At 63.1% G+C, this 19,935-nt stretch carries 21 protein-coding genes and 2 tRNA genes; 11 read left to right on the plus strand and 12 right to left on the minus strand.

Translation table 11 applies throughout. From position 1 onward, the window contains the following. Positions 1 to 2: 2 nt before the first annotated feature. A complete protein-coding gene (locus HNQ39_RS26495) occupies positions 3 to 437 on the plus strand; it encodes a hypothetical protein (RefSeq protein WP_184203616.1) in 435 nt (144 codons plus the stop codon). Further along, positions 434 to 1,030 (plus strand): hypothetical protein, encoded by a 597-nt coding sequence (locus HNQ39_RS26500; RefSeq protein ID WP_184203617.1) that lies wholly within the window; start codon positions 434 to 436, stop codon positions 1,028 to 1,030. The genes HNQ39_RS26495 and HNQ39_RS26500 overlap by 4 nt, the downstream gene beginning before the upstream one ends. Here the strand turns inward: HNQ39_RS26500 and HNQ39_RS26505 are convergent. Next, positions 1,027 to 1,719, minus strand: coding sequence for a hypothetical protein (locus tag HNQ39_RS26505; protein ID WP_184203618.1), 693 nt, complete (start codon positions 1,717 to 1,719; stop codon positions 1,027 to 1,029). The genes HNQ39_RS26500 and HNQ39_RS26505 overlap by 4 nt on opposite strands. A gap of 76 nt (positions 1,720 to 1,795) precedes the next feature. Between HNQ39_RS26505 and purE the strand changes: the two genes are divergently transcribed. From purE to HNQ39_RS26530, 5 genes are all read left to right on the plus strand, one after another. Beyond that, the gene (purE, locus tag HNQ39_RS26510) at positions 1,796 to 2,257 is read left to right on the plus strand and encodes a 5-(carboxyamino)imidazole ribonucleotide mutase (RefSeq protein WP_246386245.1); all 462 of its coding nucleotides are present in this window, start codon (positions 1,796 to 1,798) and stop codon (positions 2,255 to 2,257) included. After that, complete coding sequence (locus tag HNQ39_RS26515; protein ID WP_184203620.1) at positions 2,254 to 3,372, plus strand: 5-(carboxyamino)imidazole ribonucleotide synthase; 1,119 nt, start codon at positions 2,254 to 2,256, stop codon at positions 3,370 to 3,372. Before purE ends, HNQ39_RS26515 begins: the two co-directional genes overlap by 4 nt. A gap of 93 nt (positions 3,373 to 3,465) precedes the next feature. Next, the gene (gene murA, locus HNQ39_RS26520; protein ID WP_221290359.1) at positions 3,466 to 4,848 is read left to right on the plus strand and encodes a UDP-N-acetylglucosamine 1-carboxyvinyltransferase; all 1,383 of its coding nucleotides are present in this window, start codon (positions 3,466 to 3,468) and stop codon (positions 4,846 to 4,848) included. A gap of 2 nt (positions 4,849 to 4,850) precedes the next feature. Next, positions 4,851 to 5,870, plus strand: a complete 1,020-nt coding sequence (gene mreB, locus HNQ39_RS26525) for a rod shape-determining protein MreB (RefSeq protein ID WP_184203734.1) — start codon at positions 4,851 to 4,853, stop codon at positions 5,868 to 5,870. 13 nt (positions 5,871 to 5,883) lie between these two features. Continuing rightward, a complete protein-coding gene (locus tag HNQ39_RS26530; RefSeq protein ID WP_184203621.1) occupies positions 5,884 to 6,459 on the plus strand; it encodes a hypothetical protein in 576 nt (191 codons plus the stop codon). A gap of 3 nt (positions 6,460 to 6,462) precedes the next feature. Here HNQ39_RS26530 and HNQ39_RS26535 read toward each other — a convergent pair whose 3' ends face one another. The 4 genes from HNQ39_RS26535 to HNQ39_RS26550 are packed head-to-tail and all read right to left on the minus strand — an operon-like array spanning position 6,463 to position 10,195. Beyond that, positions 6,463 to 7,401, minus strand: a complete 939-nt coding sequence (locus HNQ39_RS26535; protein WP_184203622.1) for a hypothetical protein — start codon at positions 7,399 to 7,401, stop codon at positions 6,463 to 6,465. Then, positions 7,401 to 8,360, minus strand: a complete 960-nt coding sequence (locus HNQ39_RS26540; RefSeq protein WP_184203623.1) for a hypothetical protein — start codon at positions 8,358 to 8,360, stop codon at positions 7,401 to 7,403. The genes HNQ39_RS26535 and HNQ39_RS26540 overlap by 1 nt, the downstream gene beginning before the upstream one ends. A 12-nt stretch (positions 8,361 to 8,372) precedes the next feature. Beyond that, the gene (locus HNQ39_RS26545) at positions 8,373 to 9,026 is read right to left on the minus strand and encodes a hypothetical protein (RefSeq protein WP_184203624.1); all 654 of its coding nucleotides are present in this window, start codon (positions 9,024 to 9,026) and stop codon (positions 8,373 to 8,375) included. Between the two features lie 29 nt (positions 9,027 to 9,055). Next, positions 9,056 to 10,195: a vWA domain-containing protein gene (locus HNQ39_RS26550; RefSeq protein WP_184203625.1), complete on the minus strand. Its 1,140-nt coding sequence runs from the start codon at positions 10,193 to 10,195 to the stop codon at positions 9,056 to 9,058. Positions 10,196 to 10,528: 333 nt separating this feature from the next. Here HNQ39_RS26550 and mgtE point away from each other — a divergent pair, with 333 nt between their 5' ends. Continuing rightward, positions 10,529 to 11,917: a magnesium transporter gene (gene mgtE, locus HNQ39_RS26555; RefSeq protein ID WP_184203626.1), complete on the plus strand. Its 1,389-nt coding sequence runs from the start codon at positions 10,529 to 10,531 to the stop codon at positions 11,915 to 11,917. 45 nt (positions 11,918 to 11,962) lie between these two features. On the opposite strand, the gene HNQ39_RS26560 is transcribed toward mgtE, so the two are convergent. The 6 genes from HNQ39_RS26560 to HNQ39_RS26585 form a co-directional block, all read right to left on the minus strand. Next, positions 11,963 to 12,547: a DUF937 domain-containing protein gene (locus HNQ39_RS26560; RefSeq protein WP_184203627.1), complete on the minus strand. Its 585-nt coding sequence runs from the start codon at positions 12,545 to 12,547 to the stop codon at positions 11,963 to 11,965. A 124-nt stretch (positions 12,548 to 12,671) separates the two neighbouring features. Continuing rightward, positions 12,672 to 13,067: a hypothetical protein gene (locus HNQ39_RS26565; protein ID WP_184203628.1), complete on the minus strand. Its 396-nt coding sequence runs from the start codon at positions 13,065 to 13,067 to the stop codon at positions 12,672 to 12,674. Between the two features lie 15 nt (positions 13,068 to 13,082). Further along, a complete protein-coding gene (locus HNQ39_RS26570; protein ID WP_184203629.1) occupies positions 13,083 to 15,131 on the minus strand; it encodes a hypothetical protein in 2,049 nt (682 codons plus the stop codon). A gap of 43 nt (positions 15,132 to 15,174) precedes the next feature. After that, positions 15,175 to 15,249, minus strand: a tRNA-Pro gene (locus HNQ39_RS26575). Between the two features lie 12 nt (positions 15,250 to 15,261). Further along, positions 15,262 to 15,344, minus strand: a tRNA-Tyr gene (locus HNQ39_RS26580). Positions 15,345 to 15,483: 139 nt separating this feature from the next. Next, positions 15,484 to 16,446 carry an ADP-ribosylglycohydrolase family protein gene (locus tag HNQ39_RS26585; RefSeq protein ID WP_184203630.1) on the minus strand — a complete coding sequence of 321 codons (963 nt, stop codon included), beginning with the start codon at positions 16,444 to 16,446 and terminating at the stop codon, positions 15,484 to 15,486. Positions 16,447 to 16,515: 69 nt separating this feature from the next. Here HNQ39_RS26585 and HNQ39_RS26590 point away from each other — a divergent pair, with 69 nt between their 5' ends. The 3 genes from HNQ39_RS26590 to HNQ39_RS26600 are packed head-to-tail and all read left to right on the plus strand — an operon-like array spanning position 16,516 to position 19,246. Then, entirely contained in the window at positions 16,516 to 17,538 is a 1,023-nt protein-coding gene (locus HNQ39_RS26590; protein WP_184203631.1) for an FKBP-type peptidyl-prolyl cis-trans isomerase, read from the plus strand. After that, on the plus strand, positions 17,535 to 18,164 hold the full coding sequence (locus HNQ39_RS26595) for a LolA family protein (protein WP_184203632.1): 630 nt from the start codon (positions 17,535 to 17,537) through the stop codon (positions 18,162 to 18,164). Before HNQ39_RS26590 ends, HNQ39_RS26595 begins: the two co-directional genes overlap by 4 nt. Next, positions 18,161 to 19,246 carry an AAA family ATPase gene (locus HNQ39_RS26600; RefSeq protein ID WP_184203633.1) on the plus strand — a complete coding sequence of 362 codons (1,086 nt, stop codon included), beginning with the start codon at positions 18,161 to 18,163 and terminating at the stop codon, positions 19,244 to 19,246. The genes HNQ39_RS26595 and HNQ39_RS26600 overlap by 4 nt, the downstream gene beginning before the upstream one ends. On the opposite strand, the gene HNQ39_RS26605 is transcribed toward HNQ39_RS26600, so the two are convergent. Next, complete coding sequence (locus HNQ39_RS26605) at positions 19,243 to 19,935, minus strand: hypothetical protein (RefSeq protein WP_184203634.1); 693 nt, start codon at positions 19,933 to 19,935, stop codon at positions 19,243 to 19,245. The genes HNQ39_RS26600 and HNQ39_RS26605 overlap by 4 nt on opposite strands.

A 19,935-nucleotide genomic window follows, 5' to 3' on the forward strand; every position in this document is an offset into this window, starting at 1 on the left:
CGATGAAACCTACTGCACTTCTGGGGCTCGTTGCCCTGGCACTACTTCCCCAGGCCGTTCGTGCGGAGACGGTGGTTGGTCTGGGAGGGGAGACGCTCTTTGTCTTTAAAGCGGACAAGGACCTCGACAAGACCGCCCAAGAGCGCTCCAACGATGTCTACGACCGCATTCGCACGATCCTCAACAACCCGCGGTTCAAGGCCAGCGATATTCAAGTCAAGCCCCTTGGGGACTACGGCGCGAAGATTGTCGCCAACGGCCAGCTGATCGTCCCCATTGGCAATGCCGAGGCGGAGGCGCATGGCTCGACCCACATGGCCCTCGCCGAGGAGTGGGCCAAGCACCTACGGGAGGTCATGCCCAAGCTTCGCGCCCGCCCGGATATCTTCGTGCAGAACAACAAGTACACCAAGAGCATGCGAAGGCGGTCTCGATGAGCCTTGTTGTTGCCGTCTGTGCCATGGCACTCGTGGCACAGGCACCTGAGATCAGCCTGAAAGAGAGTGCTGCCCCAGACTCGGTCATGAAGCTAACCCCGACCGGTGCCAAGAGCCTGCGCTTTGCTCAGGTGAACTACGGGGTCTCGGGCGGGAAGCTCCTGCTCCATGAGTATCGTGTGGGGGACCCCGGAAGCGCGGTTCGCTACCTGGATATCCTCACGCCTAGTGGCAAGCGCCTCCAGAAGTTTCAGCTCGGGTATGCGCCAGAGACCGTGAGCCGGGACTACAAGATCCGCCCGCTCTGGGTGATTCCCGCCCGCAAGAAGCTCCCCGCGCTGCACTTTGAGGGCCTTGGGGCGCACCTCTTTGTGGTCTTTCCCAAGGGCTTTGCCCAGCCGGGGAGCCAGCAGTTTCTCTCGGAGCTCGACGGCGATAAAAAGCGCTTGATCTCGTTTGACGAGCTGGACCGTCGTGGGTATCGCATGATTCGGATCGATGTCGATGAGCCCGCGGTGGAGGGAAAGCCTGCTTACAAGGGCACGACGTACTATTTCTGGAGCGGCACCAAGTTCGAGGAAAAGAAGCGCTAGCTGGCGGGCTCGGAGTCGGGGAGGCGCTGGAGCCAGGCACGCAGGCTGGCCTCGAGCGCCTCGCCGTCGCGCTGGGTATCCGATAGGGAGCGCGCGCTATCGCGGCAGAGCAGCGCCATGCTGGTGCCCTTGTCGCGGACCGGCAGGTTGAGCCAGAGAGGGAGCAGGCCACCTGCCGTCCCCTCACGCTCCGGCATCCCGCCCACCTCGGGGCGTGGGATGGTCAGCTGCTGACGCTCTCCGGCAAACTCCAGGCGGTCGGGGAAGATCAAGAGCCAGCCCCAGTCGGGCTGAAACGCCCCGCGCCGTGCCACCGGGCGCACCTCCACAAAGTGGCGTGCCAGGGTGGGCTCTTTCCCCGCGAGCGAGCGAGCACGGGGCAGGAGCGCCTCCCGCGCCGTCGCGGAGCCCAGGATACCGAGCTTGTCGTGCAGGAGATACATGATGCTCCAGCTTCCCAGGGTTGCCAGGATCAGTGGCAGGAGCGGCCCGAGCCCTTGCTTGTGGCCCAGCGCCATCGCGATCCCTTCCGTGATTCCCCAGAAGGCAAACGCCAAGAAGACAAGCGCGCCTACTCCAATTATCAGCGCCACGAGGTGGAGCCACTGAACTTTTGTCCGCAGGTTACCCAGCCGCACCCCATCATCGGTGGGCGCAGGGGAGACACGAAAGCCTTTGGCGTGAGACATGTGGCCTCATTATAGCGGGATTATCGCGGGGTACAATGGCTTCGTGAACGAAGAGAAGATTCTGGTTGGCATTATTATGGGCAGTGTCAGCGACTGGGACACGATGCGCCATGCCCACGAGACCCTGGAGCAGTTTGGAGTGGTCCACGAGTGTCAGATTGTCAGTGCGCACCGCACCCCGGAGCTCCTGCGGGACTACTCCCAGAGCGCGGAGGGACGTGGGCTTGAGGTGATTATCGCGGGGGCGGGTGGCGCGGCGCACCTTCCGGGCATGGCGGCGGCCTTCACGGTCCTTCCGGTGCTCGGGGTTCCGGTCGAGAGCCACGCCCTCAAGGGACAAGACTCCCTCTTATCTATCGTACAGATGCCCGGCGGAATCCCCGTGGGGACACTGGCGATTGGGAAGGCGGGGGCGATCAACGCGGCGCTGCTCGCGGTCGCCATTCTTGCCAACTCCCGCCCGGAGCTACGCCAGAAGCTTCACGCGTTCCGGACGAGCCAGACCGAGAAGGTCCTTGCGATGGAGCTACCGCTATGACACACTTGAATCCGGGGGCGACCATTGGAGTGCTGGGCAGTGGCCAGCTCGGGCGGATGATGGCGATGGCGGCGAGCCGGTTGGGCTACAGAGTCGCCTGCTTCTCCCCCGACTCCACCCCGACTCCCTGTGCCCAGGTTGGGGCGCGCGAGGTGACCGGGAGCTACGACGATCTGGAGGCGGTCGCGGCCTTTGCGCAGTCGGTCGATGTGGTGACGTTTGAGTTTGAGAATGTTAGCGCGGCGGCGGCGGAGACTGCGGCACGCTACGCCCCCGTTCGGCCGGGGGGGCATGTCCTGCACACAACCCAGAACCGCCTGCGGGAGAAGAGCTTTCTCCAGAAGATTGGGGTGCCGACCACCGCCTTCAAGGCCGTCCTAAGCCCCAGCGACTGCGACGATTTTTCCTACCCTGCGATTCTTAAGACGGCTGGCTTTGGCTACGATGGCAAGGGGCAGCGGAAGGTCGCCGGTGCCGAAGACGCAAAGGCGGCGTTCTTGGCGCTGGGGGAGCAGCCGTGCATTCTGGAGGCACTCGTTGACTTTGCCTACGAGGCGAGTGTGGTCGCGGCACGGGGGCTCGATGGCAGCTTTGTGGCCTACCCCGCGGTGCGCAACGACCATGTCAACCATATCCTAGACCTGACAACCGCCCCCGGAACCACGACCACCGGTGCGGAGGAACTTGCCCGCCAGATCTTAGAGGCGCTGGACGTGGTGGGGGTGCTGTGTGTGGAGCTCTTTGTGACCCACGAGGGGGCTCTGCTGGTCAATGAGCTTGCCCCACGCCCTCATAACTCGGGGCATTGGAGTATCGAGGGCGCGGATACCAGCCAGTTTGAGCAACAAGTCCGTGCGGTCTGCGGGCTTCCCCTCGGCTCGACCGTACTTCGTGCTCCGGGAGTGGCAATGGCCAACCTCCTGGGGGATATCTGGCCCGAAAATGGGGTGTCTGAGCCAAACTGGAGCGCCGCACTCGCCCTTCCTGGTGTCCATCTGCACCTCTATGGCAAGGCACAGGCCCGCATTGGCCGTAAGATGGGGCATCTGACCGCACTTGGCCAGACCCCGGACGAGGCTGTCGCGCGGGTTTTGCAGGCTCGCTCTGTACTCTAGCTGCCTTTTATAGCGTTTTCTTGCTACGCATTTCCTTTTTTCAGCGATACAATGCGGGTGCAATTTTTAGGCAATTATTCTGGGAAGTTTAACATGATCGTAGAGGTAGAGAAAAAACCGGTGAGTACAGGAGCAAAGCTAGGACTGGAGGTGGGGCGCCGTATGCAGCCTACGCCAAGTGAGTCACGTATCGTGATTGAGGGCGGAAAGCCGCTGGTGGGAACCATTCCTGTAGGAGGTTCAAAGAACGCAACCCTGGCGCTGATGGCAGGGGTTGTCTTGGCATCGGAGGGGACGACACACCTGCATCGCGTTCCTCGGATCAGTGATATCGCGACGATGGCGACTATCCTGCGAGGGCTAGGGATCGTGGTGGAGTTCTCGGAGAGCCGTCAGGATGTCAGTATCGATGCGACCCGGCTGACGTCGTTTGAGCCCGAGGACCAGCTTGTCACCCGTATGCGCGGCTCGCTCCAGCTCTTGGGACCGATCCTGGCGCGCCAGGGGCGGGTTCGGCTGGCTCCTCCGGGAGGCTGCAATATCGGAGCGCGTGCCTACGACCTGCACCTAAAAGGGCTGAGTGCGCTGGGAGCCACGATCGACGAGAGCGCGGGGTATATCTTTGCGGAGGCACCCGCCGCGGGCCTTCGTGGGGCGCAGATCTACCTCGATAAGCCGTCGGTGGGGGCGACCATGAATATCCTCATGGCTGCATCGCTGGCACACGGACGGACCATTATCGAGAACGCCGCCCAGGAGCCCGATGTCGAGGACCTGGGGAGCCTGATCAATGCCATGGGGGGCAAGGTCCAGGGCCAGGGCACCGGGATGATCACCATCGACGGAGTCGCGGCGCTCAAAGGGGTGGATTTCATGGTCTCCCCGGACCGCATTGAGGCGGGGACTCTCGCCATGGCTGCAGCGATCACGGGCGGGAGCTTGTTTCTGGAGGGAGCCAATCCCAGCCACATGCGCCCGATCCTCATGAAGCTTGCGGAGATGGGTGTGGTTATCGAGGAGGCACCGGATGGGGTTCGGGTCTCCCACCCCGGCCACAAGCTTCGTGCCGTGGATGTCACCGCCATGCCACACCCTGGCTTCCCCACCGATCTCCAGCAGCCAGTCGCGACCCTGCTGAGCCTAGCCGAGGGGACCGCCATGGTCACCGACACGGTCTACGAAGGCCGTTTTCGCTACCTGAGTGAGCTCCTGAAGATGGGGGCAAAGGCCCGCTGGGAGGGGCGCACTGCGGTGATCACGGGTGTGAACGCACTCTCGGGGGCGGATGTTGAGGCCTCGGACCTACGTGCGGGAGCTGCAATGGTGCTCGCGGGGCTTGTGGCCCAGGGGACGACTAGGGTATTCTCTATACATCATATTGATCGTGGTTATGAGCACCTGACCGCAAAGCTGGCAGGCGTGGGCGCAAACATCTGGCGTGAAGATGAGCACGGTATGAGAGTGGAGGCGGCGTGAAGATTCGACTAGCCCCGGAGATAGGGATCGACCTGGGCACGGCAAATATTCTGGTCTATCAGCGGGGTAAGGGGATTGTCCTACGGGAGCCTTCCGTCGTGGCAATCGATAAGGCTAGTCGGAAAGTCAAGGCGGTGGGCGAGGAGGCGCGTCTCATGCTGGGAAGAACCCCCGGCAATATTATCGCCATCCGTCCCATGCAAGACGGGGTGATCGCGGACTACTCCACCACCCGAGAGATGCTTCGGGCCCTGATTGGCAAGGTCTGTGGGCGTCGTGGTCCCTTCAAGCCGCGCGTCCTGGTCTGTGTTCCTGCAGGGGTGACCAGTGTGGAGAAGCGTGCTGTGCTCCAAGCCGCCGAGGAGGCAGGAGCAGGGGTTGCGGCGACCATTGAGGAGACCATGGCGGCGGCGATCGGGGCGGGGCTGCCCATTGCGCTGCCGGGTGGCAACATGGTGGTCGATATCGGCGGGGGAACCACCGATATCGCCGTGATCTCGCTGGGTGGGATCGTGGTTAGCAAGAGCCTGCGGGTAGGGGGCAATAAGATCGACGAAGTGATTATTCGTCACATCAAGAACGCCTACAACCTAATGATCGGAGACCGGACCGCAGAAGAGATCAAGATCCGCGTGGGCTCCGCGTTTCCGCTGGAGCAGGAGCTGCACATGGAGGTCAAGGGCCGCGACCTCGTGGCGGGCCTTCCTAAGACGGTCGATGTGAGCAGTGACGAGATTCGGGAGGCGCTCGCCGAGCCGATCTCTCAGATCGTCGATCGGGTCAAGGCGGTCCTCGAGCAGACTCCCCCCGAGCTTTCGTCGGATATCATCGAGCGTGGGATCATGCTGACGGGCGGTGGGGCACTGCTCCGGGGCCTGGATCGCCTGCTCTCCCTGGCGACAGGAATCCCGGTGCATGTCGCGGACGACCCGCTCTCCTGTGTCGCCATCGGTACGGGGCGGGCACTGGAGGAGTTTGATGCCATCCGAGACAGCCACAACCTGAGCGGTAGCTACGAATAGAAGGGCAGAGACGATGCAGAAAGATGACCACGACCACGATCACGCCGATGTCCGCGAGACAAAGGCGATGCCGGGCTTTGAGCCGATGAAGGCGATCACCCGCTACGAGCTTGCCGCAACCCTCTTTGCCTTGGTCACGCATATCGAGGCGGCCGCCTCACAGCCTCGGCGAAGCCCGCGCGAGGTAAAGCCGGGGCGAAAGAGCAATACGGCCCCCGATCCGACGAAGGCAAAGCGCTTCTCCGATGTTCCCGCGAGCCACTGGGCTGCCAAGAGTATCGCGGGTCTAAACGCCCGTAATGTGGCCCGCGTGAGCACTTCCGCCTTTGAGGGAGAGAAGAGTGTCACGGGCAACGAAGCGGCTGTCTGGCTGGAGGGACTCGCCGCTTGGGTGGAGGGGCGTCCCAGTAAGGCCCGCTCGGCACGGGAGTTTGCCGCTGCAGGCTACGTCCCTCAGACCGATCCGCTGGTGAAGAAAGCCACGCAGCCCATCGCGGCGACGGAGGTATCCCAGGCCTTGGTGCGCGTGATCGCTCGTACGCAGGAAAAAGTGACGACGATCTCACCGGACTCACGCTTCGCAAAGTAGGCGCTACTGGCCGAGGCGCTGAACCTGCACCAGGGGCTCCTCGGTGATCGTGCGGACCCGCCACTCCGGGGCGAGGGTCTGGGCGAGCTCTTCCTGTGCTGCGACCACGGATGCCGCATCTTGCGCCACCTGGTTGACAGAGAGTGCGAGCTCCTGAATCCGGCCCGTGGCGATACTCTGCGAGGCTTGGGTGTAGGCGGGCAGCGATGCACGCAGGGCACCGATCTGGCGGTAGACCTCTTCTCGTAGGGTTCGGGTGCGCCGCGCGAGCTGGGCAGCGTTCTTCAGCGCCCGTGCCCTGCGGACAGCCGCCTCGGCTTGTCGGTGCAAAGACGCCGCGATAATCGGGTCTTTCTCCCGCTGCGACTTAAACAGAAGCCCCTCCGCATCCACCACCAAGTCCGTGATCTCTGACTCATCTACCGGTGCGCTCGGGGGCAGGGAGGCGACCGCCTCGCTGAGGGAGCGCAGGGTGCTCCGAAGCTCCGCCTCGGTCTCCACCTGGGCTACCTTCAGCTCCTGTACCTCGGAGAGTAGCTCGAAATAGGCATCCTCCAGAGTGTGTTTCTGAGGTAGCTGTGGGAGTGGCTGTCCCAGGAGTGTCGTGAAAATCGTGTCAAGCAGGGTCGGCACCACCACGGTAGGTTGGTTTTTCTGTGGTCGGAGTCGCTGGAGCTCAAAGGCGCTGATGGGGGTCTCGTGGATACGCTTGCGGCGTAGCCGAGGCATGAGGAGCACAGTCGCTCCCCCGTAGGCTACGCCCATGATTGCTCCCATGAGTAGGTTCTGATTGATGACCCCAATGCCCAAGCCTAAGGCCGCCGCGACACCCCCTGTTTGTAGCGTCTGCTGGCGCTCTGCCTTGGGATCGGTCTGCCCTCCACGATTGCGGATGACGGCCTCTCCGAAGGTCTTGCCAAGATCGTCTGGCCTCAAATCCACTAGCCCACTCCTACTCTCTGTTGCTGAGGTGTATCAAGCTCGGCGCGTGCTGTCGCCAGAGCATCGGCCTCCCGGGCCACTCCCCGCGCAACACTCGCGACCTGGGCGAGGCTGGTCGTATCTGTCCCCGTGACCACGGTCGAGCCCAGCTCCAGCCGAAGCGCCTCGATCTGCGCCTGGAGCTCCTGGCGCAGGAGGCTATTGCGCCGCAGGAGAGTCGCAGATTTCTCCATCGCACTGGCACTGCGCTCCAAGGCATCGGCCCGTCGCTCCAGGGAGTCCGCGGCCACCCGGTCCGTCTCGGTTAGAGCTTGCTGGCGCAGGCTCCCCGACTCTGCACGGAGGCTCTCTGTATCGCGGAGGGCGGTCTCGGCGGGGGCGGAAGGGAGGCGCTCCAGCGCGAGCCCGAGAACCCGAATCGCTTCCTTGAGCTCGTTCTGGGCGGCATCGGGCAGGTTGGTTTGTGACTGCGCCTCCCGTACCAGGAGTAAAAACGAGCGCGCCAGGGGATCGTCTTCTTGGGTCACAAGGAGGTCAAGCTCTTGAGGGCTAAGGGGAGTGGTCCCCCAGCGTCGCACGTAGTTTCGAGGGACAAGCCCACCCGCTGCAAACCCGCCCACCGAGGCAGCTCCCATCGCCGCAGCAAGCGCGGGCATGTTGGCGAGCGAGCCCAAGATCGCAGACTGCATCGCAAAACTACAGCCCAGCCCGCCGCCCATTCCGACCAGGATTCCCAGGAGCTGCCCTCGGACTTCCTGAATCGCTTTCTCCGCAACCTCCGGAGCAAGCCCCGACTCCTTTGCCCAGAACCGTGTGAGGGCATTCGAGCCTGTTTTTGTGGCAAAGGCGCTACGAAGCCTACCTCCGGGAGCGTTTCCCTGGGAGAACTGGGCCACTGCACGCATCCGAAAGATCTCCACGGAGCGGTTAGGGCCAAGGTCTGCGGGCTGAAGTTCCATCGTGTAGGGTACCTAGCGCCGTGTGAGCACGACAACCAGCAGGAAGAGTGCGGCAATTCCCCCCAGAACCAGAACCAAGGGGCTGTACCAGCTTAGGAACTGGAAGATAAAGAGCGCGAGCGCGGCAAAGATCCCGATGATCAGGCCGATTCGCGCCGCACTGGAGGGGTTGCCCTGCTTGTTGGTCGAGCGGGCGATCAGATAGACCAAGAACGGGAGCATGAAGAGGCAGATCAGCAGGCCGATCCCCATCACGACCCACTTGTCTACGAGGCTCTCGACCGCAAAGGAGTAGTACTCATTGGCACCAGACGGGTACCGAGTCACCATCCCTTTTTCATTCTCTACCTCGAAGTAGCCGGCGTGGTCGCCCTTGGCAAAGCCGTTGATCTCCCAGGTCAGGTTGAGGCCATTCTCCGTGTTGCCGCTGAGCTGCTTGGCATCGAAGCTGGGCTCGCCGTCTTTGGACTTGTCGTGGAACTTGGCGCTCTTGACCGTGAACCCATCGGGGTCTTTGTACTCCAGGTGAAGCGTGTACTTCTCATTGGTCCGGTAGAGGCTCTTCAGATCATCGGGAGCCGCGAGCGCTTTGAGCTCTGGCTTCCCCGCCAGGCTGGGGAGAGCAAGGGCAAGTAGCGCGACGAGAAGGGTGACAAGGCGGGTCAATCTCACAGTTTTCCTCAAGGTTTTTCGTTTCAAATCGTTTTGTTCGGGTCGCTGAACTTCAGTCGGGTCTCTTTGACAAGAGCTCCGTTGCTGTCCAGGATACTCACGCGAACCTCATCGCCATAGCGGAGCGGCGATGGAGCCTCCAGCGGGACTCCGTTATGGTAGACACGGGCTTTGGTCCCTGGTTGCGGAACGAGCGTAAACTGCCCCCGACCTCCCTTGACCGTCGCGACCACCTCACGGGTTCCTGCGAGGGGATAGGCATCGAGAGCGGCAGAGCCCCCTTCACCGCCCAATCGGAGCGTGGTATTTCCCCGGACATCGAAGTCGCGTGGGGGGCCGGAGCCCGCGATCCGCAGGGGGAGGGGCTTGGGGCGGAGAACCGCAAAGAGAACAGCGGCGAGGGCGGCCCCTCCGACTCCCAACAGAAGCGCCCAGGGAAACTCTTCAGTCTTGGGGGGCGGCGCAGGAGCGCTGGTGGTCTGCTGCGAGGGCTCCGGTGTCGCAGGAGCCGCTTCCTTGGGGGCGACCTTAAAGCGCTCCTTGGGCCGCCCCGATGGCAGAATCTCCACCCCGATCCCAAAGGTCTTGCCCGGACTGGCGTTCATCCACGCAAGCTGCGACTCGTAGTCCTGGTTCTCGGGGGTGCTGGGGTAGACATCCAGCTTGCCTGGGGTGTAGTACTTTTGGTACTCGGTGTAGGCATCGGGGGTGTTCTTAGGCGGGTCGTTGAACGAGTCCGTCATGATGACGATAAACGGGGTCTTCCCCGACGCATGGGCGAGCTTGAGGGCTTCGTGGTGCGGCTGGCGGATATTGGTGCCCTCACCCGGCTCCGGCTTGAGAGGGAGCTGCTCGATAAGCTTGCGCCGCGCTGCCGGTGTCTGCGGGGTCTCGTCGAAGACCTTCTTAAAGCCCGAACCAAAGGTGTAGAGAACCAGCTGGTCGCCATCACTCAGGCCGTCTTTGACAATCGCCTCCGCCGCGCTGCGCATCTTCCGGTTGTAGTCATCGACCTTCATCGACTCCGAGACATCCATGATCAGCACAACGCACTTGGGGGTCTTGTCTTTGAGCTCACTCACAATCTCTCTGGTATCGCTCTGGGCGAGGGCGGGGAGGAGAGCCGTCAGGAGGGCAAAAAAGGTAAGTGAAAATCGCAGCATCCGCACAATGTTCCTATTGTACCGGATAGGACGCTTCCGCGGCGGCTTTAGTTACGCAGGCCACTTGCCGATAGAGAAAGAAAGCGATACAATCGCGCGGTTCCCTTAGCACAAAACACGTGCGGGAGACCAGGAGAACCCGAAATGTCGGACGGTTCCAGTTACCACCACCAAGAAACACCCATGAAAGAAAATGCGACGGACGAAGGCTTAAAGCCGTCGCGGCGGACGACACGCCCCTAAGCACTTGATGCGATAGGGCACCGTTGCCCGTCGCGACTTCCACAATCCTTCATTCCCGGCTGCATGATGAGGACCACTCACATGATCCGGATGGAAACACTCGAAAAGAACACCGAGCGTCTTGAGGTCGGCCTTAAAGACGTTCTTCGTTCGCCCGATGACGCACCGCTGATCGCGGTGCTCGATGGCTACCACCCTGCAGACATTGCGGAGGTGATGGAGCGCCTCGACGACACCGACTCGATCCGTGTCTTCCGCATCCTCGACCTCGTCCGTGCTGCGGAAGTACTCGACGAGCTCGACTCGGACACCGCACGCTATCTTCTCGATAACGAGGTTCCGGAGCGCATCGCGAGCCTGCTCGATATCCTGCCCGCCGACGATGTGGCGGAGATTGTCTCTGAGGTCACGAGCGGCGAGAAACAGGAAGAGATCCTCCAGGGGCTCGCCGACCGTGCGCCTGAAGATGCACAGGATGTGCGTGAGCTTCTCGCCTTCAAGCCGGGCACAGCCGGGCGCTTGATGACCGATCGGTTTGTCAGCCTGGCCCCGAACCAGAGCGCGGAGTCCGCGTTTGCCACCCTGCGGAGCTTTGCGGACGACGCTGAGACCTTCAACGCACTCTATGTTCTGGAGGGAGAGCGCCTTGTCGGGGTGCTCTCGCTACGGGACCTGCTACGGGCTCGCCCCAACCAGCGCCTGAGCGAGCTGATGATCCGGGATATCGTCTCGATCCCCGCCGATCTCGACCAGGAAGAGGTCGCCCGCCTTGTTGCCAAGTACGACTTCACCGCCCTGCCCGTGGTGCTCTCCGATGGCACGATGGCGGGTATCGTCACGGTGGATGACGTGGTCGATATCCTGGAGCAGGAGCAGACCGAGGATATCTTCAAGCAGAGCGCGATCCACGCCGAGCCGGGGGTCCTCAATGCGCCCTACTTCTCCGCTCCCATCTGGCGCGTCGTCAAGAGCCGTGTCGGCTGGCTGATCCTGCTCTTTGTCGCCGAGACCGCCACGAGCTCTGTTCTCCAGCACTTCGAGGACGAGCTAAAGCGGGTGGTGGCCCTGAGTTTCTTTATTCCCTTGCTGATCGGCACGGGAGGAAACGCTGGCTCCCAGACCGTCTCGACGATCATCCGTGCGATGGCGCTGAAGGAGATTCGGGGCCGCGATGCGTGGCGGGTGTTGCTCCGTGAGGCGGGGACAGGGCTCCTGCTGGGGCTCTTGCTGGGAGTGATTGCCTTTGTGCGCTCGATGATCATGGGGCGTGGGCTACCCCTCTCGCTGGTGGTCTCCCTGACGATTGTCGCGGTCTGTGCGTGGGCTAACACAATCGGCTCGCTCGTGCCCTTGCTGGCGACCAAGCTGAAGATCGACCCCGCGCTGGTCTCGGCGCCTCTGATTGCGACCCTCGTGGATGCGACCGGGCTGATTATCTACCTGAATATCGCCCACATGATCCTGAAAGAGCTCCACTAAAGAACAAGGCCCCCTGCACGGCAACCCGTGCAGGGAGCTTTCTCTCTAGCGCTTCAGGAAACGCCCCGCCAGCCCGATGATGTCATCGACCGGGGAGCCATCGTGGTTCTGGTCTAGGAGCTGGCCCACCATACCCATGAGCCCGCTGGCGGCAGGCTGCGCTTGCTGCTGGCCGCCACCGCCTAGGAGCATCCCGGCCAGCCCAGCGACATCGAGGCCCTGCTGCTGCTTTTGCTGACCCAGGTAGCCCAGGACGAGCGGAGCGAGCATCTGCAAGAGTGCTCCGCCATTTGCCCCCCCGAGCTGCTGGCTGACAAGGCCGCTGATGGCATCGCTCTGGCCGCCTAGGACATGGCCCAGGATCGCGGCACCGGGGCCGTCTTGGTAGCCCGCGATGGATCCCTCGACATTCTCAAGCACGCTGCCATCATGGTCGTTGGAGATCGCGCTGTGGAGTGCCTCGGCGCCCCCTTCGGTCTGTGCATTGCGGGCAAGCGCCCCTAGAAGGATCGGGAGGGCGGCCTGGATTCCGTTCTGCGCCGTGCCCTCATCCACCCCGAGCTTCTCCGCGATCTGCCCGACCGCACCGCCACCGAGCTGCCCCATTAAACCCTGAAGGAGATTGTCCATTCGTCTTGTGTCCTACGTGTAAAATCTGGCGTATCTCTCGCCAGAGATGGGACGTAGACAGATAGGGAGAAGTTCCACACGAAGCAAAAAACAAGGCCCCTCTGTTGCCAGAGAGGCCTTGCGCTTACAGACCGGCGACCATTGCACGGAGCTCTTCCGTGCTCTTGCCCTTGAGAGACTCGGTGTCTTTCTCATCGAGGATCTCCAGGATCTTCTTCTTCTGCTCGGCGTTGGCACGGGCCTTCGCCGCTGCCTCGTTCTCGGCCAGCCGGACACCGATGACGTGCTTGACGATATCCAGGGCTAGCTGGTCCTTCTCCGCCGCCGCACTCTTGGCGGTCGGGTTCACAAACGAAACCTCGGTCTGTGTAGTCACTTTGTGGTGCAGCCCCCGCGCGATCTCGTCGAGGTTGACCTTGCTCGTTGGCGAGGTCAGCGGGAGCTCCCAGAGGTCTTCGACCGAGAGGAGCCCCTTGGTTGTCTCGAAGCGTAGCTTAAGACGTGTTGCCTTTTCAAACATAGTTGTTTCTTTCCTTTAGATACTGACTTTCAGAACGCGCTGGGTTCGCCCTGTGACGCGCACAATGACCTGCTGACGACCGTTGTTGCTAAAGCCGACTCCGGAGAGCTGGTTTACTGTCTCTGCGGTCCGGCTCTTGCTCCCGACAAGCTCCAGAACCTTGCGGTGCGGGTTGAGCTCGTCGCGCAGGAACTCGTTATAGAACCCCCGCGCGTTGCCGTCGTTGATGCAGCCGTCCAGTAGGAAGAAGTAGTGCAGGTTGCCGATCCCTGCCTCTCCCTCCCAGTGGTTGGGCGACTTCAGCAGCGCGGCGACCCGCTGCCAGTTCTGCGTCTCCAGGCCCCAGAGCTTCCGCGACTGGGCTGTGGACTGCATCAGGGGAGTGATGCTGATCTTCCCCGCCCGAACCTTGAGCCGCGCGATATCCACGAGCTGGCCTTGCGGCGGGTTCGTCGCGCTCTGGAAGCGGTGCACCTCGCCGAGGAGGTCGATCTCGACCGTGAACCCGGTATCGACCTTCTCCATCAGCCGGTACTGGTGCACCTGCAAGAGGTACTCGCCGTCCCGCATCGTCCCCACCGACCCATAGAAAATATTCTCAACCGGGTCACGGGGCATCGGGGCGCGACCACCACTTGCCATCGCATCGACATCCAGCCGCCCACGGCTTGGCGAGAGGCTCCGGCGGTTCTGGTAGAAGATCTTGTAGGACCCGCCCCGCCCCGTGCTCTCCGTCATGTGGAAGTCCAGGTCGTCGTAGTTGTTCCACGCTAGCCGGCAGCAGACATCTCCTGTCACGTTGCCTCCCTTCGCGGCGACCCGCTCCTTGATGTAGGAGTCGGCGAGGTCCCCGTTGTAGGACCACGAGAAGGGATTGCTCCACTTGAACAGCGGGGCAGCGTCCGGGTTGGCCGCCGTGACGACCGAGACCAGGTTCTTCTCGTGCTTGTTCTCCAGAAACACCTCAACCGTGCTGGCAAGGGGCAGGACCTCCGCCAGGAACGCCTCCAGGCCGATGGTATCCACACGATCGAAGGTCTTTGGCGAGACCGTGGTCGCCTTGCTCTTGAGCAGATCGAAGAGATCGCCGTCTTTGAGCTGTGGCTGTACCCCGCGGTCGGCGTAGAGCACGTCGTTGATCGAGACATCGCTCAGGTTGGCGTAGCGGCGCGCGATCGAGTCGTAGAGGCCCAGCTCGATGAGCTTGGCCCGTGCCTCCTCGATCATTCGCGGCGTTACCAGTGCCGTTGGCCGCTTGTAGTTGGTGGGCGCGACCTTGACCTCAAACCGCTTCACCGCCTCCTCAAGCGCACTGCCAGATGCAAGATCTACCAGAAGCGTTCCGATCACCGAGTTCTTGATGCTACAGACAGCTGGCCCTGCCTTTCGGAAGTGCATCCAGGCAAACGTGCTCGCATCCAGCCCCGACTCTAGCTGCTCGCGCTGGAGCTTCTGGAACGAGACAACCAGTGCCTGGTGCTCGCTTCCGCGGTAGAGCGCGTTGGAGGCGATCAGCTCCAGAACCTCGGTGAGGGCATCGGGGCTGATCTGTGTCAGGCTCCTCTCTAGCAGCTCCGCCTGGGTGTTGAGCGCCGAGCGCTCGGTGGCCAGGGTGTCTTTACGGAAGACATACTCGCGCTTGTGCTTGGCGTGGAAGTGTGAGAAGTTGTAGAGCTGGTCGTCGATCAGTGCCCGTGACTGCTTCGCCCCCGATGTCTCTGTGAGCGTGGTGAAGACACTGGTGATAGGCGCGCTCCAGATCAGCTCCGCCATGGTGTCGGCGGTCTTCTGGTACTGCGGCTCATCGTCTATCACAACGTCCCAGAGCGTCTGCTTCTTCCCGTCAACCAGCGCGACGACACGGCCGACATCGTAGATAAAGTGCCGGCAGCAGGAGCAGTCGTGCTCGTTGCGTGTCTTGAAGATCGGGTCGTTCTCAAACGAGTAGAGGTAGGTCAACCAGAGAGTATCCTTGGGGACATCGACCACCAAGAGGCTGGTTGGCAAGGAAGCCAGCTTCTCGTAGCGTGTCTTTATGGCGTCTGCGAACTTTCCAAAATCCATGGTTTTTCCTATCTTTAAAACCTTTCAAACGGAGGTGGGATAATCGGGATGACAGGACTCGAACCTGCGACTTCTCGCTCCCAAGGCGAGCGCTCTGACCAAACTGAGCTACATCCCGTGAACAAACAAGTGGGTAGGGAGGGACTTGAACCCCCATAGCGCAAAGGCGACAGCTTTACAGGCTGCTGGTCTCTCCGGCGACCGAGCCTACCCAGGGGCTGGGCATTGAAATACCCTAAAAATAAAAACGGCCCCGGTGCGACACGATGCGCAGCGGGACCGGCTCTGGAGAGGGTCTCTCAGGACAGAGCCGGTGGTGGCGGTGGATTCGAGGGCTGATAGAAGAACGTATTCATGCCTGCTTTATCGTTGCGAGGCCGTGGTGTGCTAAAAGGCGCGTCAAAAGATTCTCGACAAGCGCTTTTCCGTGGAGTGCGTCCCGCCAGCGCCTGGGGATCTGCGAGAGCCCGAAGCGTAGCCCCGCGATGCCCCCGGCGACACAGGCCGTGGTGTCGGTGTCGTTGCCCAGCGCGACAGCGGCTTTGACAATCGCCTCGTAGCTAAGCTCGCTCTGCACTTGCCTTGCGGAGTGCAGGCAGTCTACGACATAGCCGCTACCAGTGCCGCCGGGGAAGCTGGCGGGAGTGTCGGGTTGGACATGAAGCTCTAGCTCAAGCCGGTAGGGGCCGCTCTCGGCGTAGTAACCGCGGAGTGTGGCGGTGGCCTCGGCCCAGGGATCGGGCGTACCGGCCAGCAGGTAGCGCGCCCAGAGGCAGTAGAGGGCGCAGCAGACGTGGGCGCGTGGGTGGCCGTGGGTGACACAGGACTGGAGGTGCGCGTCCCGGATCAGGTCATCGTCGCTTCCCTGGTGCCAGAGAGCCAGGGGAAGAACACGCATCAGCGAGCCATTGCCGTTTGCTCGCTCGTCGGTGCGGCCCGCGGCATAGGCGGGTGTCCCACGGAGCAGCTCCCGGATCGCATCGCCGGTCTGGATGCCGCAGTCAAAGACCCGGCCATCGGGGGTGTAGGCGGCATCGTTGTACCAAGCCACGAGCCGCCTGCCGAAGTCGTCGAGATCGAGCCCGCCACAGGTAAGGAGCGAGTCGAGCAGGGCCAAGGCCTGCGCGCCGTCGTCGCTCCACGTCCCGGTCGGCGTCCGGACATGCGCTCGTGCGAAGCCCGCCGGGGGCTCCATCTCCAGGTCCGCGAGTGGGGGGAGGCTCTCGGGGCGGTGAAACTCGTAGGGGACACCTAGTGCATCCCCGATCAGCAGGCCGTAGAGACCGCCCGCGAGGGGCTCGTAGGAGACGTTCATGGTAATTAATGTATCATAGACAATTATTCAGCGCAAGCCTACGGTTGAGTAGATAGGCTATAATCGCCTATGCAAGAGACAACGCTCGCTCCCGAGGTCAAGGCCGCCCTGACCCGCTGTTTTGCGGCACACAAGGCACTGCGCTCCTACTCCGCCGAGGTCGCCATCACGGTTCGGGGAGCTCCCAACCAGCGCGAGGGACGGGTCCGGGTCTCCCTCCAGCGGCCCGATCACCTGCGCTTGGAGTGCGATGGCCCCCGAGCGCTGAGCGGGACGCGGCTCGTGGTGGCTACCGATGGCTTTGTCTACAGCGCCGATTCCAAGACACGGAGCTACAAGGCGGAGGCTGTCCCCCACGACGGGAACCCGCTTGCCGTGGCGCTCGATGAGACCGGGCTGATTCCGCTACCCATCTTTAGCAAGCTCTTCTCCGAGCCCGACGGCCTGGAGACCTGCCTGGCAATGTTTAAGACCCTCACCCTAGACCCTGGGACACTGACCTTTCACGGCGACTCCGGTGGGAGCTGGTTGCTGCGCTTTGACCCGAAGGACAAGATTCTTCGTGAGGTGAGCTATACCCAGGGAACTGCGCTGACCTTTCGTGAGGTCTATCAGACAGTGCGTGTCAATCCTGCTCTCCCCACAACTCTCTGGTGGTTCGAGCCGCCGGCGGGCTACCGCGACCAAGACGGGCCGCCGGAGGTGTTTCCGCCCGCTCCCTCGCTTGGGAAGGGGGCTGTCAAGACTGCCGCCGGGCTGGTCTATCTGGACCTAAAGGTGGGGAAGGGGCCGGCCGCTGTCAAGGGATCGCAGGTGGCGTTTCACTACAAGAGTACCCTCACCAATGGGCGGCCCTGTGGCTCGTCGCGGGAGGAAGGGAGTGGCCAGCCCATGCGCTTCACCGTGCCTGGCCAGGTGCTCCCCGCCCTGAACGATGCCGTACTGGGGATGCGGCCCGGGGGACGGCGCAAGCTTATCGTCCCGCCCGCACTTGCCTTTGGGGAGCGTGGCTCGGGGAAGGTGATCCCAGGCAACGCCACCATTATCATGGAGATTGAGATGCTAGACGTCAAGGAGCCGCACGGCCAATGAGACAGATCGACCGAGGAGCACAGCAGGCAATCGACCAGCTGGTCGCGGCGCACCAGGCGCTCTTTTCCTACTCCGCCCAGGTCCGCGCAGAGGCCGTTGGAGATACCAAGCGCGAGACCGCCATGGCGACTGTCTCCTACCAGAAACCCAACCGCGCCCGGGTCGAGGTCAAGCGTGTGGGCGGACCGAGCCAGCTCTCGGTCAGCGATGGCACCAACCGCCTGGTCGAGGGCGGCGGCTCCCGGCGCAAGGGGAAGGCGGAGGCAGGGGAGAAGGCCGTCATCACGACACTGAGCCAGGCGAACTTCTTTATCTCCCCGGTCTTTCTCTACCTGACCTCGCGGGCCGCGCCCATTCCGAGCCTGCTCCCCGGACCGCCCAAGGTGCTGGGCTACGGCAACCCGATCAACCTCGATGGGGTCGCGGTCGAGGTCGTGATCGCGGATGTGCAGACCAAGGATGGGATCGTGCGCCTGACCTTCTCCATCGGCAAGGACGATCACCTGCTCCGGCGGCTGATGATCCAGACAGACTTTCAGAGCGAGAACCTCACCCTCGCGGAGACCTACACCCAGGTGAAGGCCAACCCGTCGCTGGAGAAGAAGCTCTTCACGCTCCCCGCATGATCACCGCGCTCTCGGTCCAGGGCTACCGCTCGGTCCACGATCTCTGGCTGGAGCTCGGGGCGCTCAACGTGCTGACCGGCCCCAATGGCTGCGGCAAGTCCAACCTCTACCGCGCGGTCTATCTCCTCCACGCGGCGGCGGCAGGGAGCCTCGCGCGCGCCCTCGCCGACGAGGGCGGGATGCCGTCGGTGCTCTGGGCCGGCCCCCGCAAGCGCCACGAGACCCGGCGGCTGACCCTGGGAGTCCACCTGACCGGCGGGCTCGCCTACACGTTGGCCGCCGGCCTCCCCGAGCCCAACGACCTGCCGCTAGAGCACGGCTACTTCCAGCTCGACCCACTGATCAAGGAGGAGACCGTCCGCTTCGAGGGCTCGACTCTGGTAGACCGTGGCAAGAGTGGAGTCACCCTGCGCGATGAGAGCGGCAAGCGCGTCTCATTGCCCATGAGCCTGACCCGGAGCGAGTCCGTGCTGACCCAGATCGCCGAGCCGCACCGCTACCCGTATCTCGTCAGCCTTCGGGACACGCTCCAGCGCTGGCGCTTCTACCACCAGTTCCGCACCGACGAAGCCGCGCCCTTGCGCCAGCCGCAGGTGGGAACCTTCACCCCCGCGCTCGCCCACGATGGCCGCGACCTCGCCGCCGCGCTGGCGACGATTCTGACACTTGGGGATGCGCCGCGCTTGCTGCTGACGGTCGCGCGGGCACTGGGTGGCGCGGAGCTGCGGATCGCCCACGATCCCGAGCAGGCGCGCTTTCGGGTGCAGCTCCAGACTCCAGGGCTGCTGCGCCCGCTGGAGGCCACGGAGCTCAGCGACGGCACCCTGCGCTTTCTCTGCCTGGTCGCCGCGCTGCTCTCCCCACGCCTGCCGCCGCTGCTCGCCCTCAACGAGCCGGAGACCAGCCTCCACCCCGACCTGATCGAGCCCCTCGCCGAGCTGATTGTCGAGGCGTCGCAGCGCGCCCAGCTCTGGATCGTCACGCACAGCACCAAGCTCGCCGACGCCATCGCACGCCAGTCCGGGACCGCCCCTGTCCGTCTCGCCCTCCGCGACGGCGAGACGGTCTTGGACGAACGCTAGCGGCGGGGTGGGGGGCCGTTGGGGTCGGTGTTGGGGAGGAGGCTCTTCCAAAGAACCCCGAGCTGGACTCCCTGGTTGATGTGCTCCCGCGCCACTTTACCGTCGCCGTTGTGCTTCTTCTGCGCCTCTTGCAGGCCCTTGCTCACCATCGCAGGGTCCGCATTCAGGGGCCACTGGGCTAAGACGGCACCCTTCTGCCCGAACCGATCCGGCTCGATGGCGTAGATTCCCGGCTCCAGGCTCAGGCCCGCTGCCTTAACCTCGGCAGGAGTCGCAACCGGTGCGTAGGCCCACTTCCCGAGGAGCTCCGGTGCCCAGGCCAGCTTTGCAACCGTCGCCTCGCCCCCACCCACCGCCACGACCAGCGGCATGGAGTCGCAGGCCGCGGTGTTGAGGGAGAGCCGGAAGTCGTGCATGGCGGGGATCGCCGTGGGAGCGGCCTTGGCGGGGAACTTGGCCGCGAGCTGCTTCATCGCGGCGGCCATCTCGGCTGGGGTTCGGTAGAGCATCTGCGGCGAGCGCCCGGGGCGCACCAAGTGCTCGGTGCCCTCGGGGTTGAGGATCGCAAAGACGGTATTCTCAAGAGTCCCGGCGCGGCCCTTGAAGATCGCCTCCAGGTACTTGGCCTCGGCGGCGTTCTCGTAGGTGGCGGGACGGATACAGATAAACGCACGGGAGGCGTCGATCAC

The organism is Armatimonas rosea (assembly GCF_014202505.1).
GTDB lineage: Bacteria > Armatimonadota > Armatimonadia > Armatimonadales > Armatimonadaceae > Armatimonas > Armatimonas rosea.